This is a genomic window from Neorhizobium sp. AL 9.2.2 (assembly GCF_013317225.1).
In the GTDB taxonomy this organism is placed as follows: Bacteria; Pseudomonadota; Alphaproteobacteria; order Rhizobiales; family Rhizobiaceae; genus Neorhizobium; species Neorhizobium soli.
In genome coordinates this window covers 206,847-220,263 of sequence record NZ_JAALXU010000003.1, presented here as the reverse complement: position 1 = coordinate 220,263, position 13,417 = coordinate 206,847, and the positions used below count along the sequence as shown (strand labels likewise).

The following is a 13,417-nucleotide window of genomic DNA, read 5'->3' as shown; positions in this document are numbered from 1 at the left end:
CTTCCCGCGCTTCGGCCCGCAAGCCGGAATGGCTTTCGGAAAGAACGAAGCGCAACCTATGTTCTACAACGCGCTGTGCGCATCGGAAACCCGGTGCGCGGCGCTGTAGCTTGCGCCGGATTGGCGCAATACGGATTTTTCTGAACTGCCGTCAAAAAGCAACCAAGTCGACGTTCAAAATCAAGGGAAACGGGGCCAAACTAAGGAAAAACAAAAAAGGTGGCGCGAAGGCCACCTTTTCTCACCAAAATGTCATGTGTGGAACGGGGACTGGCCCCGCCCCTCACCGGCATTACATGCCAGCGCCACCGAGAACGGTAACCGCGCGGCGGTTCTGCGACCAGCAGGAGATGTCGTCGCAAACTGCGACCGGACGTTCCTTGCCGAAGGAAATGGTCTTGATGCGGTTGGCAGGAATGCCGCGCGAAGCAAGATATTCCTTGGTGGACGAAGCGCGACGGGCGCCCAGTGCTAGGTTGTATTCGCGGGTACCGCGTTCGTCGGCATGGCCTTCGACGGTGATCGCGTAGTTCGGGTAACGCTGCAGCCACTGAGCCTGACGATCGAGCGTCTGCTGGGCATCTGCACGGATCGAGGTCGAGTCGGTATCGAAGAAGATCCGGTCGCCGACATTGACCGTGAAGTCCTGGCTCGAGCCAGGTGTCGCCGAGCCGCCGGCGCCACCGCCGTTGAGGCCAAGGTCACCCGCGTTGTTCGGAAGGTTCTTCTTGTTGGCGCAGCCTGCGAGAGCGAGGGCCAGCGTCAGAGCGATGACGGCCGGGTTGCGAGCGAGGGTCTGCATACGGCTCATCGCCGGGGTATGAATGCGGCTCATGGCCGTTCTCTCCTTGATAATTTAATTTCAGAGTTGCCGAACTCTAACGGATTTAGGTTAACCATGATCAAACGCTTATGGTTAACGAATTCCTTCCGGTGCCCTATTTTTCAGTCGTTCGCTGCCGGTTGGAACGCAAGCGCGGCAGATCTGCCGCGCCTCAAACGTGCCTCCTATTCAAGAAGCGGCGACCAGGCCGGGTCGGACCCGAATGCCGGTGTCTTGACCATCTGCTCGTTATAGCCGCTGAGATCGATCGAATACAACTGCGGACCACCGGCGCCGGCGTTCTGGCGGAAGAACATCAGAACACGCCCGTTCGGTGCCCAGGTCGGACCCTCGTTATGGAAGCCCGATGTCAGAATGCGCTCGCCAGAACCGTCCGGACGCATCACGCCGATCGAGAACTTTCCGCCCGACTGCTTGGTGAACGCGATCAGATCGCCACGCGGCGACCAGACCGGCGTCGAATAGGAACCATCGCCGAACGAGACGCGGCTCTGGCCCGAACCGTCGGCCCCCATCACGTAGATCTGCTGGCGGCCGCCACGGTCGCTTTCGAACGTGATGCGCGCACCATCGGGCGAATAGGATGGCGCGGTATCGATCGCAGCCGTCGACGTCAGGCGCGTCGTCGTGCGCGAACGCAGGTCCATCGTGTAAATATTCGCGTTGCCTTCCTGCTGAAGGCTCATGATCACCTTCTGACCGTCAGGCGAGAAGCGCGGCGAGAACGTCATGCCCGGGAAATTGCCCACCACTTCGCGCTGTCCGGTTTCCAGCTGCAGCAGGTAGACCCGCGGCTGGTTGCCCTCGAACGACATGTAGGTGACTTCCTGACGGCTCGGCGAAAAGCGCGGCGTCAGAACGAGATCCTTGGTACCGGTCAGCATGCGGACGTTGAAACCGTCCTGGTCCATGATTGCCAGCTGGCGCTGACGGGCAGTCTTCGGACCGCTTTCGGATACGAACACGACGCGGGTGTCAAAGTAGCCCTGCTCGCCGGTGATCTGCTTATAGATCGCGTCGGCGATGATGTGCGCCAGACGACGCCAGTTTTCCGGCTGAGTAAAGAACTGCTGGCCGGTCATCTGCTGGCCGGCAAACGTATCCCAGAGACGGAATTCGGCGCGCAGACGACCGTCGCCTTCACGGCTGACACGGCCGACGACCAGCGCCTGGGCGTTGATCGCCTTCCAGTCTTCGAAACGCGGCGCACGGCCCGGATCGGTGATCTTTTCGATGAACGCCTGCTTGTTCACAGGCGCAAAGAGGCCCGAGCGCTGAAGATCAGCGGCGATAACCTGCGAAATCTGCGGGCCAAGCTCGTTGTTGGACAGGAAATCGGTAATCGCGATCGGCAGCGGCTCAACATTGCCCTTGTTGATGTTGATCTCGACCACCGCGTTTGCGGGGTTGGAGATCGCGGCGGCACCGGCGGACGCCATCATGAGCCCGAGGAAGGAACGTCTGATCATGGTTTGGCCTTTCAAAGCATATCAAGATCGCTGGGGCTGAAGTTCACGATGACTTCGCTCCACGCATCGTATTTGTCTGCCGGCAGGTTCTTGAACGGCGACGAACGCAAGACAGCGCGGCGCGCGCTGGATTCGAGCGTCCGGCGGGCCGTATCTGAACCGCCGCTTGAGGAAACTTCGGGTTCGCCGACGATCATGCCCGACTGGTCGAGCCGCATATGGACGCGGATGACCACGCCTTCTGCACCTTCGATGCCGGCGATATAGGACCAGTTCTTGCCAATCTGGCCGCGCAGTGCGTCCATTTCGCTGACGCTGAGCTTCGAACCGGTGGATGGCTTCGTGCTGCCCGTGGAAGCAGGCGACGTCGAACGCTTCGCACCGCCGCCGGACGCGTCCTGCTTGTTGAGGAGCGCTGCGATCTGGTCGGCATTGAAGTCGCTGGCCTTGGAAGACGAGGACTTGGCGGTCTCCTGCTTCTTGCCTTCCTTCTTGTCGGTCGGCTTGGAAGCTTCCGTCGCCTTGGTATCCGCCTTGGCGGTTTCGGTCGGCTTCGGCGGGTCAGGCTTTTTCTCGACCGGCTTTTCGACGGGCTTTGCCTGCTCCTTCGGCGGTTCCTGCTTCGGCTTGGCAGCCGGCAGCGGAACGCTGTCGGGGAGCGGCGCTTCCTCGGTCTTGGCTTCGGTCGGAGTTGGGGTCGGTGGCGGTGTCTCGGCCTTGGGCGGCGTCGGCTCGGGCTTTGGCGGGGTCGGCTCCGGCTTCGGCTGCGGCAGCGCTGCCACTTCCTGAGGCTTCGGCGCCGTCTCTTCCTTGACGATATCCTTGACCTGGTTGTCCTCGTCCGTCGGGGTCGGCGTCGGGCGCTCCACCGGCTTTGGCGCGGCGGCGGCTTCGGTCTTCAGGGGCTTCTTGGCCGGTGTCGGCGGGGACTTCAGGTCGATGTCGCTCTCGCCGGCATTCTCGGCGTTTTCGACGACCTTCTGGTTCTTAGTTTCCTTCACCGAAGGCTTTTCGGTGAGAGGCGCCTTCTTGTCACCCTGCTGCATCTGGGTGATCGATTCCACCGGGACAATGTCGACCGGAAGCGCCTCGACGTCGGCGACGTTGAGCTGCATCGGTGAACTCAGCGAGACAAGCGCCCAGCCGAGAAGCACCGAATGGAGAACCAGCGATGTGCCGATACTACCCTTCATGGCGTGGGATCACTGCTCCTGTTCCTGAAGGGTGACGAGGCCGAGGTTCTTGTAACCGGCAGACGAAATGCGGGCCATGACCTTCATCACCACGCCATAGGCAGCGGCAGTGTCGCCACGCACATAGATGCGCTCGTTATAGCCGGTCGTGGCGATCGCCTGCAGCTTCGGCAGGATTTCGTCGATCGTGATCGGGGTTTCCTGCAGGAAGATCTGCCCTTCCGGATTGACCGAAACGGTGATCGGCTGCGTATCGGAATTCATCGCCTTGGCCTGGGTTTCAGGCAGGTCGATCGGCACGCCGACAGTCATCATCGGTGCGGCGACCATGAAGATGATGAGAAGCACGAGCATGACGTCGACAAGCGGCGTGACGTTGATTTCGCTGATCGCGCCGCTACGGCTTCGCCCACCGCGACGTCCGCGACGACCGCCTCCCGACTTTGCTCCTCCGGCCGACATGCCCATGGTGCTTACTCCTGGCGTTGTGCCTGATTACTGAGCGGCCTGGCGTGGCTGCAGCTTCTCGTCGATCTGGCGCGAAAGGATGGCCGAGAATTCGTCGGCAAAACCTTCCATCCGCGATGAAAGCTTGCCAGCCTCGCCCATGAAACGGTTGTAGGCGATAACTGCCGGGATAGCGGCAACAAGGCCGATGGCGGTTGCCAAGAGCGCTTCGGCGATACCCGGTGCAACGACCGCAAGGTTGGTGGACTTCGATCCGGCGATCGCCTGGAAGGAGGTCATGATACCGATGACGGTACCGAACAGACCGATGAACGGACCGGCCGAACCGATGGTTGCGAGCGACCCAAGACGTGCCTCGTAGGCCTCGCCTTCACGCGACATCGTCACGTCCATGGCGCGGTCGATACGCATCTGGAGACCGATCGGCGAACGGGCGCCGCGCTCAAAGCTTTTCTTCCATTCGCGCATGGCAGCGACGAAGATGGCGGCAAGGCCGGTGTTCTGGCGCTCGCCAAGGGTGCGGTAGAGTTCTTCGAGCGACTGACCCGACCAGAACACCTGTTCGAACTGATCGAACTGGCGCCGCGCCTTGGCAAAGCTCATATATTTGTCGATGACGATCGCCCAGGTCCAGACCGAGGCACCCATCAGCCCGATCATCACCATCTTGACGATCAGTCCGGCCTGCATGAACAGCGCCCAAAGGCTCACGTCATGCGTCGCAGCTTCCAGAGCTACCTGTTCCATCTGTCTTCAATCCCCGAATCCAAACGCCCGGCATTTCACAACCGGGCGGGTTCCAAAGCGCGCTCTCGCGAGAATGTTTCTGTCCGCCGAGATCGCCGCCTAACGCCCAAGATGTCCTGAGTTTTCAGCTTGGCTTCTCGCCTTCAAATTTGGTCAAAGGAAGGCGTGCGTTGCACAAATTCCTCACGGGTTAGTAAGACTACATTATCGTTAATAATGTGTTACGGCCGCAAGCTTGATCAGCGCTTTGGCTCTATTGTCTAAAGCTCAGATCGGCACTGTCAGAAACTTCTCCGCGATCGCCTCCGGCAGTCGTCGTGGACGGCCGTGTCTGTTGATGACGGCGATGACCACCTTCGCCGCGATCAGCAGCGTTTCGCCGCGGCGAATTTCCTGGGTCAGCACCATCTTGGCGCCGCCTGCCTTTTCGGTGATCGTCCGGATCGTCAGGATATCGTCCATCCGGGCCGGTTGCTTGAAGTCGATCTCCATGCGGTGCACGACGAAGACCAGCCCCTCCTCATCCGCCGACAGAAGCGCACCCTGCACGCAGCCGAGGCAACGCAGATAATCGGTTCGGCCGCGCTCGAGAAAGTGCAGGTAGCGGGCGTGATAGACGAGGCCGGAGAAGTCCGTGTCCTCGTAATAGACCCGCTGGACGAGGCTGTGACCGCCCTCGATCAGTTCTCCGGATAACAAAAAATTCTGCTCTGTCATAAGCTTGCCTTGAAATTCCATCTTCATCCCCTGGATAAAGGCGGAATACCGATCCACTTTCGGTGTCCTGTCATACTTCCCGCCCGCATAAAATAGGGCACCCGCGAACGGAGAGAACATTCATGAAGATTGCAGTCCTTGGCGGCGATGGTTTCGTCGGCTGGCCGACATCGCTTCACCTGTCCGATGCCGGCCACGAGGTGCATATTCTCGATAACCTGTCGCGCCGCTGGATCGATACGGAACTCGGTGTTCAGTCGCTGACGCCGATGGACAGCATTCAGGAACGGACCCGCATCTGGCACGCCGAGACCGGCCGCCGCATCCACTTTCACCTGATCGACCTTGCCAAGGATTACGAGCTTCTGAAGGGTTGGCTGGCGGCGAACCGGCCAGACGCCATCATCCATTTCGCCGAACAACGGGCAGCGCCCTATTCGATGAAGAGCGACCGCCACAAGAACTACACTGTCAACAACAACGTCAACGCCACGCACAACCTGTTGAATGCCATGGTCGAGCTCGATCTCGACGCGCATCTCATCCACCTGGGCACGATGGGTGTCTATGGCTACTCGACCGTCGGCGCGGCGATCCCGGAAGGGTATCTCCCGGTCGGTATCGAGACGATGGATGGACGCACCGTCAGCCAGGAGATCCTTTATCCGAGCAATCCCGGCTCGATCTACCATATGACGAAATGCCTCGATCAGCAGCTGTTTGCCTTCTATGCCAAGAACGACGGCCTGCGGATCACCGACCTCCATCAGGGCATCGTCTGGGGAACCCACACCGAACAGACCCGACGCCACGAGCAGCTGATCAACCGGTTCGATTACGACGGCGATTACGGCACGGTTCTCAACCGCTTCCTGATCCAGTCGGCGATCGGCTATCCGCTGACGGTACACGGAACCGGCGGCCAGACGCGCGCCTTCATCCATATTCAGGATTCGGTGCGCTGCATCGAGATCGCGCTCAACACACCGCCTGCCCGCAACAACCGGGTCGAGATCTTTAACCAGATGACGGAAACCCACCGGGTGCGCGATCTGGCCGAAATGATCTCCAAGATGAGTGGCGCGCAGATTGCCTGGCTGCCCAACCCGCGCAAGGAAGCCCCCGAAAACGATCTCGTCGTGAAGAACGACAAGTTCCTGAGCCTTGGCCTGCAGCCAACCACGCTCGGCGAAGGCCTGCTCGCCGAGATCGTTGATGTCGCGAAGAAATACGCCTACCGCGTCGATCGCAGCCGTGTCCCCGCCGTTTCCGCCTGGACGCGCGATATCGCCGCCAAAGTGGAGCACGATCCGGAAGGCATGCGGCTGAAATCCGTCTCGTGATGGCGCAATGAAAAACGCCTTCGTCACCCTCGTCACCAATGCCGATTACGCGATGGGCGCCACGGCACTGGCCCGGTCGATCAAACTGACCGGGACCACGGCCGAGATCGTCGTGCTGCATACGGCTGCGGTCTCAGCTTCCGACCTTGGCCCGCTCGAGGCCCTGGGCTGCAGGCTGGTGGAAGTCGCGCACCTTCCGCTGTCCGACGCGTTCAACGACCGTCACGCCCGAAAGAACCTGCATGGGGCGGCGCCCTTTACCAAAGGCAACAAGCCGGAGTTCCACACGCCGCTCGACAACTTCTGCAAGCTGCGCCTGTGGCAGCTGACCGACTACGACAAGGTCGTTTTCGTCGATGCGGACGCGCTGGTGCTGAAGAACATAGACAAGCTGTTCGCCTATCCGGAGTTTTCCGCGGCACCGAACGTCTACGAGAGCATGGCCGACTTCCACCGGATGAACTCCGGCGTCTTCGTAGCCAAACCCTCGCTGCAGACCTTCGACGGTATGATGGCGGCGCTGGATGTGCCCGACGTCTTCTGGCGCCGCACCGACCAGACGTTTCTGGAACACTTCTTTCCGGACTGGCACGGCCTGCCGGTGACCATGAACATGCTGCAATATGTATGGTTCGCCATGCCGGATCTCTGGAACTGGAAGAGCATCGGCATCCTCCACTACCAGTATGAAAAGCCCTGGGAGCGGAATCACCCGAAGGCGCAGCAGTTGAAGCCGCTGATCGATCTCTGGCGGGACTTCTACGAAGGCCGCACACCTGACATCGCCGCGCTCCCCAATCCGGCGCGCCTCCCATGAAGGTCCTCGTCTCCGGCGGAACCGGGCTCGTTGGCCGCTATGTCGTAGAGGCGCTGCTGGATGCCAGCTATGAGGTGATTGTCGGCGGCCGGACACGGCCGCAAACCGACCTGTTCTCGAAACCAGTCGAATTCGTCCCCCTCTCGCTCGATCCCGATCTCGACCAGAGTGATGTCTTCACCGGTGCCGATTTCTTCGTCCACGCCGCCTTCGACCACGTCGCGGGAAGATACCGGGGCGGCGAAGGCGACGATCCCACGCGGTTTGCCCGCATGAACCTCGATGGCACGATGAAACTGTTCGAGACTGCCAAACGAGCCGGTCTCCGCCGCGCCGTCCTCATCTCCAGCCGCGCTGTCTATGACGGCCTGCCTGACGGGTTGCCGCTGATCGAAGACACGGATCTTTCACCGACAAGTCTCTACGGCGAGATCAAGCATAAAGGCGAATTGGCAGTCGCCGGGCTTTGCGACCCGGACTTTTCGACTGCAAGCCTGCGGTTGACTGGTGTCTATGGACATCTGAGACCCAACAAATGGGATCAGATGTTTGAAACCTACCGTTCCGGCGGCGTCATCGAACCGCGTGCGGGAACGGAAGTAAACGGCAGCGATGTCGGCTCCGCCGTTCGTTTGATGCTGGAAGCCGAGGCCGTCAGGATCGCCGGCGAAAGTTTCAACGTGTCAGACATACTCACCGATCGAAGCGAGATCCTCAGTCACGTCGACAATGGCCGCCGCTTGCCCGAGAAGGCTGATCTGTCGCAAGTGCGCGTCATGCCGACGGCAAAGATCGAGGCGCTTGGCTGGAGGGGCGGTGGCAAACCGCCGCTTGCGCAAACAATTCGCCGCCTCGCCTCCTCCTGATCTTATCCCCGCTACGACCCTAGTGGGACGAGGCGCGTTGCGTCTTGGCCTCGTGCTTCGTCTTGTCGATCTGCTTCATGTGCTCTTCGGCCCATTTCTGGCCGGCGTCGCCGCCCCACAAAAGCCAGGCAATGTAACCAGCAGATGGGTTGCCGTCGTCGCCGAAATTGTCGGAGCGCTTGTCGACATTGTGACGCTTGAAGTAGCTTACCATCCGCTTCACCGTCTGTTCCGACAGATGCTTGCGATGCTGAAGATCGCGAGCGCGTGCTATCCCGACCGTCGTGCCGCCACGCCGGTATTCGGCGCGCAGCTTCAAGCCCTTCTCTGCCGCAGCCGCAACGTCGGCCGGCGGCTTGTGGTCAAGCTGCGATGGTTTGGACGGGCTGCGCGCGCGAGTCTTAGACTGCTCGTGCTGATGTTCGTGCGAAGATCTTTCAGCCATCGGTCTTCTTCAGCTCCGATTGGCTTTTCAAAACCTTGACGCCGTCTTCCTGCTTGACGAGGAAGGCGGGCTTGTCGGCATCTGCCTTGCGCTTGATCGTCTTGCCCTTGATCTTGCGCTCGACATCCTTGGTGAACTTCTCGGCGACCTTGCCTTCGGCCTTCGACTTTCCCCATTTCCATTCGACTTCGTTTCCGACGCTGATCTTCTGCATGGATCATCTCCTTCTACTCCTGAAAAAACTCAAGCGAGCAAAGGATGTTCCAACATCAGTCTTTCAGATCGAGATCGCCATCGCGCCAGACCACGTGTTTCGGGCTCGCTGGCAGATCTTCGATCTCGTCCGCGATGAAATAGGGCGGGATATCCAGCGCCTTCAACGAGACCCTCGTCGCCTTCACCCACTTGAACTCGAGTTCGTGCGTGTCGACGATCCGATGGACGATATCGGTCGGATGAAACGGAAAGCTCTCCGGCAGCTCCATCAGGTAGTAGAAGCCGAGTTCGTGCCAGTCGCGGTCTTCGTAGCGGAAGAAGTTCTCGACCGCCCACAGCAGCCGTCCGACCTTCACCTCGACCCCGAGTTCCTCGACCATCTCGCGTTTCAGGGTTTCCTCGGAGGTTTCGCCCACTTCCGCGCGTCCGCCGGGAAAGGTCCAGAACGTCTCATGCACGGCGCGGTGCACCAGCACATGGCCATCGCGGAAACCAAGCCCCGCGATGCGCATCTGAAAAATGCGCTTCGGCTTGAACTTCATCCGGATGCGCAAATCCTGGGGTTCGTCGCTTTTACTCATCGTCGAAACTGATCCTGAACTGGGCCGCTTCCATATCCTTGGGCGGCTGCAGGCCGAGATGCTTCCAGGCGACTGCCGTCAGCACCCTGCCCCGCGGCGTGCGCTGGATAAAGCCCTGCTGGATCATGTAGGGCTCGATAATGTCCTCGATCGCGTCGCGCGGCTCCGAAAGTCCCGCCGCGATCGTCTCGATACCCACGGGCCCGCCGCCGAAGTTGACGGCGATCATGTTGAGATAGCGCTTGTCGAGCTGGTCGAAACCGGCGTGGTCGACATTGAGGCGGATCAGCGCCTCGTCGGCGATCTCCTTGGTCACGGCTTCCGCACGCGCCACTTCGGCGAAATCACGCACACGGCGCAACAGCCGTCCGGCGATACGCGGCGTGCCACGGGCGCGCCGTGCGATCTCGCGCGCGCCGCCATCGGTCATCGGCAGGTTCATCAGGCGCGCACCACGCCGGACGATGCCTTCCAGTTCCTCGACCGTGTAGAACGACAAGCGCACGGGAATGCCGAACCGGTCGCGCAGCGGCGTGGTCAAAAGCCCGATACGGGTCGTGGCAGCAACCAGCGTGAATTTCGACAGGTCGATCTTGACCGACCGTGCCGACGGCCCTTCGCCGATGATCAGATCGAGCTGGAAATCCTCCATCGCCGGATAGAGGATTTCCTCGACCGCCGGGTTGAGACGGTGGATTTCATCGATGAACAGCACGTCGCGGTCTTCGAGATTGGTGAGAAGCGCCGCCAGATCGCCGGCCTTGGCAATCACGGGACCGGAGGTCGAGCGGAAATTCACGCCCAGTTCCTTGGCCATGATCTGCGCAAGCGTGGTCTTGCCGAGACCCGGCGGGCCGACGAACAGCACGTGATCCAGGGCCTCGCCCCGGTTCTTGGCGGCCTCGATGAAGATCTTGAGGTTGGCGCGAGCCTCTGCCTGCCCGGTAAACTCGTCGAGCGACTGCGGGCGCAGCGCCGTATCGAAATCTTCGCCCCGTTTTTCCGGCGAGATGAGGCGGTTTTCGTCGGTCATGCAAGAAATTCCATCTCGGGCGCGCATGCGGCCTTTGTGTCTGATGTCATGGAGCAGTGGCACCGGCCATGTGGAGCAGCAACTCTCGGCACGTCGCGACCCTTGATCGCTATCCTGATCTGACCTTCAAGAGCCATAGTCGTGAACGCACCCAATCTGTTACTTCCCGTAATCGTCTGGCCCTATCGATATCCCAGTGCTTACCCCGGATATCACGACCTCGCCAGTTCCTTCAGACCCAGCCGGATCAGCTTGGCGCTGTCGGCATCCTCACCGGCTGCCTTCAAAGCTGCGGCGACTGCATTGGCCGCCTGATCGCGAGAATAGCCAAGATTGGTGAGCGCCGAGACCGCATCGCTGACGGGCGCAGACGCCACGCCCTCGCCCAGTTCCTGCTTGAAGCCGATATTGGCGGATGCCTCGCCGGCAAAGGCGGGCGCCTTGTTCTTGAGTTCGGTGACAATGCGGACGGCGACCTTGGGGCCGACGCCGGGTGCCCGCGAAACTGCGGTCTTGTCCTGCAGCGCAATCGCATTGGCCAGTTCGCCCGGTGTCAGCGTTGAGAGCAAGGCCAGCGCCACCTTGGCGCCGACGCCCTGCACGCTCTGCAGGAGGTTGAACCACTCGCGCTCCAGTGCCGACAGGAAGCCGAACAGTTTCAGCTGGTCCTCGCGCACATAGGTCTCGATAAACAGCACTGCCGCTTCGCCCACATTGAGGCGGGCCAGCGTGCGGGCCGAACAGAAGGCTTCGTAGCAGACGCCGTGCACGTCAACGAGCGCGTAGTCCTCGCCGATCTCGTCGATAGTGCCTTTGAGCTTGCCGATCATGTCTTAGGTCCGCCGCTGAGGATGAAGGAGAATGGGTTCCGGAAATCATGATGCCGAGCATCGGGAAACAGGCACGATAGCGCGCTGCATCGCGCGTCAGAAGCCGATGCGAGCGTACGGCCTCTGCCGAAATACCTACTGAGGGCTAAAGAACAAGTCAAGAACAGAGGAGGATGATGCGTCAGCCGGCCAAAGCTTGGCGCATGCGGTTTGCAACGCGGTTATGGGCGTGGCAGATGGCGATCGCCAGCGCGTCGGCGGCATCGTTACCCTTGAACTCCGCCTTCGGCATCAGGATCTTCACCATCATGTGGATCTGCTGCTTCTCGCCATGGCCAACGCCAATCACTGCTTTCTTGACCGCGTTTGGCGCATATTCGGAAACAGGCAACCCGGCACGCGCCGGCACCAGCATCACGACGCCACGCGCCTGACCAAGCTTCAGCGTCGCCACCGCATCCTTGTTGACGAACGTCTGCTCGACCGCCGCCTCGTCTGGCGTGTAGGTATGCACAACTTCGGCCAGACCATCGTGCAGCTGGCAGAGGCGCGAGGCAAGGTCGATGTCACCGTCGGACACGACCGTCCCCGATGCCACAAAGCGCAACGAGTTTCCCAGTGTCTCGATAACACCCCACCCTGTGCGGCGAAGCCCCGGATCGATGCCGATGATGCGAATCGGTTTTGTCATGGCAACTGTTGTGTCACGCCGGGAATCCTGCGCCAAGGCCGAAACGCGGAGTGACTCTGCAGGCCAACATGCGGACCGAAGCCGTCGGAAGCGTTCATCTTTTGTTAACCATAACCGCATCGTTTTGGGCAGAAGTGGTGATCCAACCGCAACAACCTTTTCCTAATGGCGTTGGTTCGTCACAAAGGGTTTCTTAAGAATCACGAGGAGGCGCCCGAATGATACGGGACTATGATCGGAATGAGACCGAGCTGCGCGATCTTCGCAGAACCGCCGACATCCTGGACGGCGGTCTGCGCCGCTTTGCAAGCGGTGATATCCGCACCACACTTGATGAACCCATGCCCCTGCGTTTCGAGGGCATGCGCCGCGATTTCAATCGTGGCCTCGCAACAATCGACCGGACCATCGGCACCGTCGTTTCGAGTGTCGAGACGATGCGGGCCGACACCGAAGCCATGGCCGCCATCCTGCGCAGCCAGGCTCAGGCCCGCCAGGATCAGGCAGACAGAATTACCCGCGCGAAGTCAAAGACGAGCGCGCATGAGAGAAGCGCCAAGCAGCGTCAGGCAATCACCCGTCACGTCGGCACGATCGCTCACAATACCAAGCTTGACATGCGCCGACCGCGCGAAGCGGTCGCTGCCGCGTTGAAGCTGATCGAGACTATGGAACTGTCGGCCGGCACGCCCAGTGCTACAGGCATGAGCGCAATCCGCGCCAAGACCGAAGAGATCGAGCGCGAACTGCGTGCGATCGGCCTTTACGTCGATGCATTGGCCCAAAATGTCGAGGAACTGACCGAATCCGCCGATGCTCAGGCGGCCGAGGCCGAGGCTATCCTTGGCGAGCTCGACGAAATGGCCAAGGCAAAGGATGCCCGGGCCCCCGAAATCCTGACCACGCCGCTTGTTCTCGACAGTCTGAACCGCAGCATCGGCGAGATTGATCGCGCTGCCGCACGCTACTCCGACGTGACCATTTTGCCGGCGCCACCAGTCTTTCCGCCTGAAGGATCGCCCCCGTCGTCGGGAGGTCGCAAGCCCTTCCTGCGCCTGATCAAGACCTGAGGCAGCGACCTCACTGTCGGACCTCCACCGACCCCGCCTAGCGACTTTCATCGCCGGCGGGGTCGTATTTGCAAGACCGGCTGCCTA

Annotated in this window: 16 protein-coding genes; 4 read left to right on the top strand and 12 right to left on the bottom strand. The window is 60.7% G+C overall.

Going from position 1 to position 13,417, the window contains the following annotated elements; all coding sequences use genetic code 11:
• Positions 1-292: 292 nt before the first annotated feature.
• The 6 genes from pal to ybgC all read right to left on the bottom strand — a co-directional run bounded on the left by pal (position 293) and on the right by ybgC (position 5,438).
• Positions 293-835: a peptidoglycan-associated lipoprotein Pal gene (gene pal, locus G6K99_RS07615; RefSeq protein WP_062460745.1), complete on the bottom strand. Its 543-nt coding sequence runs from the start codon at positions 833-835 to the stop codon at positions 293-295.
• A 173-nt stretch (positions 836-1,008) separates the two neighbouring features.
• Positions 1,009-2,313, bottom strand: a complete 1,305-nt coding sequence (gene tolB / locus G6K99_RS07610; protein WP_062460748.1) for a Tol-Pal system beta propeller repeat protein TolB — start codon at positions 2,311-2,313, stop codon at positions 1,009-1,011.
• Positions 2,314-2,324: 11 nt separating this feature from the next.
• A complete protein-coding gene (locus G6K99_RS07605; protein WP_062460751.1) occupies positions 2,325-3,506 on the bottom strand; it encodes a cell envelope integrity protein TolA in 1,182 nt (393 codons plus the stop codon).
• 9 nt (positions 3,507-3,515) lie between these two features.
• Complete coding sequence (gene tolR, locus G6K99_RS07600; protein WP_062460755.1) at positions 3,516-3,974, bottom strand: protein TolR; 459 nt, start codon at positions 3,972-3,974, stop codon at positions 3,516-3,518.
• Positions 3,975-4,001: 27 nt separating this feature from the next.
• On the bottom strand, positions 4,002-4,721 hold the full coding sequence (gene tolQ, locus G6K99_RS07595) for a protein TolQ (RefSeq protein WP_062460759.1): 720 nt from the start codon (positions 4,719-4,721) through the stop codon (positions 4,002-4,004).
• 267 nt (positions 4,722-4,988) lie between these two features.
• Positions 4,989-5,438 carry a tol-pal system-associated acyl-CoA thioesterase gene (ybgC, locus tag G6K99_RS07590; RefSeq protein ID WP_174196788.1) on the bottom strand — a complete coding sequence of 150 codons (450 nt, stop codon included), beginning with the start codon at positions 5,436-5,438 and terminating at the stop codon, positions 4,989-4,991.
• A gap of 122 nt (positions 5,439-5,560) precedes the next feature.
• Between ybgC and G6K99_RS07585 the strand changes: the two genes are divergently transcribed.
• From G6K99_RS07585 to G6K99_RS07575, 3 genes are read left to right on the top strand one after another with little or no spacing between them, the layout of a single operon-like run.
• A complete protein-coding gene (locus tag G6K99_RS07585; protein WP_113165977.1) occupies positions 5,561-6,781 on the top strand; it encodes an NAD-dependent epimerase/dehydratase family protein in 1,221 nt (406 codons plus the stop codon).
• Positions 6,782-6,788: 7 nt separating this feature from the next.
• Positions 6,789-7,598, top strand: coding sequence for a glycosyltransferase (locus G6K99_RS07580; RefSeq protein ID WP_174196163.1), 810 nt, complete (start codon positions 6,789-6,791; stop codon positions 7,596-7,598).
• Positions 7,595-8,464: an NAD(P)-dependent oxidoreductase gene (locus G6K99_RS07575; protein ID WP_174196162.1), complete on the top strand. Its 870-nt coding sequence runs from the start codon at positions 7,595-7,597 to the stop codon at positions 8,462-8,464. The genes G6K99_RS07580 and G6K99_RS07575 overlap by 4 nt, the downstream gene beginning before the upstream one ends.
• Before the next feature lie 19 nt (positions 8,465-8,483).
• Here G6K99_RS07575 and G6K99_RS07570 read toward each other — a convergent pair whose 3' ends face one another.
• The 6 genes from G6K99_RS07570 to ruvC form a co-directional block, all read right to left on the bottom strand.
• Complete coding sequence (locus G6K99_RS07570; RefSeq protein WP_371816144.1) at positions 8,484-8,909, bottom strand: hypothetical protein; 426 nt, start codon at positions 8,907-8,909, stop codon at positions 8,484-8,486.
• Complete coding sequence (locus tag G6K99_RS07565) at positions 8,902-9,123, bottom strand: DUF2945 domain-containing protein (protein ID WP_174196161.1); 222 nt, start codon at positions 9,121-9,123, stop codon at positions 8,902-8,904. Before G6K99_RS07565 ends, G6K99_RS07570 begins: the two co-directional genes overlap by 8 nt.
• 55 nt (positions 9,124-9,178) lie before the next feature.
• On the bottom strand, positions 9,179-9,667 hold the full coding sequence (locus G6K99_RS07560; RefSeq protein ID WP_305798283.1) for an NUDIX hydrolase: 489 nt from the start codon (positions 9,665-9,667) through the stop codon (positions 9,179-9,181).
• Between the two features lie 31 nt (positions 9,668-9,698).
• Positions 9,699-10,739, bottom strand: coding sequence for a Holliday junction branch migration DNA helicase RuvB (gene ruvB / locus G6K99_RS07555; RefSeq protein WP_062460777.1), 1,041 nt, complete (start codon positions 10,737-10,739; stop codon positions 9,699-9,701).
• A gap of 212 nt (positions 10,740-10,951) precedes the next feature.
• The gene (ruvA, locus tag G6K99_RS07550; RefSeq protein WP_062460779.1) at positions 10,952-11,569 is read right to left on the bottom strand and encodes a Holliday junction branch migration protein RuvA; all 618 of its coding nucleotides are present in this window, start codon (positions 11,567-11,569) and stop codon (positions 10,952-10,954) included.
• A gap of 181 nt (positions 11,570-11,750) precedes the next feature.
• Entirely contained in the window at positions 11,751-12,260 is a 510-nt protein-coding gene (gene ruvC / locus G6K99_RS07545) for a crossover junction endodeoxyribonuclease RuvC (protein WP_062460782.1), read from the bottom strand.
• A 218-nt stretch (positions 12,261-12,478) separates the two neighbouring features.
• On the opposite strand from ruvC, the gene G6K99_RS07540 reads away from it, so the two are divergent.
• Positions 12,479-13,330, top strand: coding sequence for a methyl-accepting chemotaxis protein (locus G6K99_RS07540; RefSeq protein ID WP_174196159.1), 852 nt, complete (start codon positions 12,479-12,481; stop codon positions 13,328-13,330).
• The last annotated feature ends 87 nt before the right edge of the window (positions 13,331-13,417 follow it).

Excerpts from the sequence above, each read along its gene's own strand:
- tolR (WP_062460755.1), bottom strand. The coding sequence starts at position 3,974 with ATGGGCATGTCGGCCGGAGGAGCAAAGTCGGGAGGCGGTCGTCGCGGA.
- ruvA (WP_062460779.1), bottom strand. The coding sequence starts at position 11,569 with ATGATCGGCAAGCTCAAAGGCACTATCGACGAGATCGGCGAGGACTAC.
- G6K99_RS07605 (WP_062460751.1), bottom strand. The coding sequence starts at position 3,506 with ATGAAGGGTAGTATCGGCACATCGCTGGTTCTCCATTCGGTGCTTCTC.
- tolB (WP_062460748.1), bottom strand. The coding sequence starts at position 2,313 with ATGATCAGACGTTCCTTCCTCGGGCTCATGATGGCGTCCGCCGGTGCC.
- tolQ (WP_062460759.1), bottom strand. The coding sequence starts at position 4,721 with ATGGAACAGGTAGCTCTGGAAGCTGCGACGCATGACGTGAGCCTTTGG.
- G6K99_RS07560 (WP_305798283.1), bottom strand. The coding sequence starts at position 9,667 with ATGAAGTTCAAGCCGAAGCGCATTTTTCAGATGCGCATCGCGGGGCTT.
- G6K99_RS07570 (WP_371816144.1), bottom strand. The coding sequence starts at position 8,909 with ATGGCTGAAAGATCTTCGCACGAACATCAGCACGAGCAGTCTAAGACT.
- G6K99_RS07580 (WP_174196163.1), top strand. The coding sequence starts at position 6,789 with ATGAAAAACGCCTTCGTCACCCTCGTCACCAATGCCGATTACGCGATG.
- G6K99_RS07565 (WP_174196161.1), bottom strand. The coding sequence starts at position 9,123 with ATGCAGAAGATCAGCGTCGGAAACGAAGTCGAATGGAAATGGGGAAAG.
- G6K99_RS07575 (WP_174196162.1), top strand. The coding sequence starts at position 7,595 with ATGAAGGTCCTCGTCTCCGGCGGAACCGGGCTCGTTGGCCGCTATGTC.
- G6K99_RS07540 (WP_174196159.1), top strand. The coding sequence starts at position 12,479 with ATGATACGGGACTATGATCGGAATGAGACCGAGCTGCGCGATCTTCGC.
- pal (WP_062460745.1), bottom strand. The coding sequence starts at position 835 with ATGAGCCGCATTCATACCCCGGCGATGAGCCGTATGCAGACCCTCGCT.
- ruvC (WP_062460782.1), bottom strand. The coding sequence starts at position 12,260 with ATGACAAAACCGATTCGCATCATCGGCATCGATCCGGGGCTTCGCCGC.
- ybgC (WP_174196788.1), bottom strand. The coding sequence starts at position 5,438 with ATGACAGAGCAGAATTTTTTGTTATCCGGAGAACTGATCGAGGGCGGT.
- ruvB (WP_062460777.1), bottom strand. The coding sequence starts at position 10,739 with ATGACCGACGAAAACCGCCTCATCTCGCCGGAAAAACGGGGCGAAGAT.
- G6K99_RS07585 (WP_113165977.1), top strand. The coding sequence starts at position 5,561 with ATGAAGATTGCAGTCCTTGGCGGCGATGGTTTCGTCGGCTGGCCGACA.